1 protein-coding gene is annotated in these 1,044 nt (G+C 45.4%); it reads right to left on the bottom strand.

Annotation, left to right across the window (positions count from 1 at the left end; all coding sequences use genetic code 11):
* Positions 1–185: 185 nt before the first annotated feature.
* Positions 186–971, bottom strand: a complete 786-nt coding sequence (gene znuB, locus R7093_RS24160) for a zinc ABC transporter permease subunit ZnuB (RefSeq protein WP_020904107.1) — start codon at positions 969–971, stop codon at positions 186–188.
* Positions 972–1,044: the final 73 nt, after the last annotated feature.

Here is a 1,044-nt window from a genome sequence, read left to right as displayed (position 1 = left end):
TAATCAAGCTCCGACCGAACCGTTGGAATAACGACGTTTCTAGACATCAAGTTTTCCAAATAACAAAAAGGCAGTCACTCGACTGCCTTTTTTTGATGCGATTTTGTATTGATTTTGTATGTAAGCCAGCAATAGCACTGAGAATTCTTAATCATCAGATCCGTTTGCTTAACTTGTGCTTATAACTAAGCTTTCCGCTGAATCAGTTGGCTCAGCATAAACAAAGAAGTCGCACTGATCACCACTGATGGGCCTGCTGGTGTGTCGAAGTGCCAAGACAGACTCAGTCCCATTAGAACTGAAATCGCACCTATGCTGGATGCGAAGAATGCCATTTGTTCTGGTGTAGAAGACAACTTACGCGCTGTTGCTGCAGGGATGATCAACAGTGACGTCATGATAAGGGCACCGACAAACTTCATACCTACCGCAATCACTACGCCCACCATCAGCATCAAGACCAGACGAATTAAATCTGTGTTCACACCTTCTACAGCGGCTAGCTCTTCGCTGACGGTACTTGATAATAACGGTCGCCAGAATATGTACAAACATGCACTAACGACAATTACGCCGGCATAAATAAACATCAAATCTTCTGGTGATACAGCTAATAAATCACCAAATAGGTAACTCATTAGATCGACACGAACATTGTCCAAAAAGCTTACTGACACCAAACCGATAGACAAAGAGCTGTGAGCCAGAATTCCGAGTAGGGTATCTGTGGCCACCAGTTGCTGCCTTTGCAGTGTTACAAGGAGTACCGCTAATGCTAAACAGCAGACTAGCAGCGCAAGATAGAGGTTAACGTTCAGTAAGAACCCGAGAGCGAGCCCCATTAACGATGCATGGGCAAGAGTGTCACCGAAGTAGGCCATTTTTCGCCATACAACAAAAGACCCGAGTGGACCTGCGATGATTGCAATACCAATACCAGCGAGAATAGAAGGTAGAAGAAACTCAATCATGGTGATGATGTCCGTGGCTATGGTTAGAGCACGAGGTAGCGTCGCCCGATACTGGAGAGCCAGACAAATCGTG

The sequence above is a fragment of the Vibrio sp. 1580 genome, from assembly GCF_033340055.1.
Note: the sequence above shows the minus strand (reverse complement) of the source record. Positions and strands in the feature narration are given on the sequence as shown.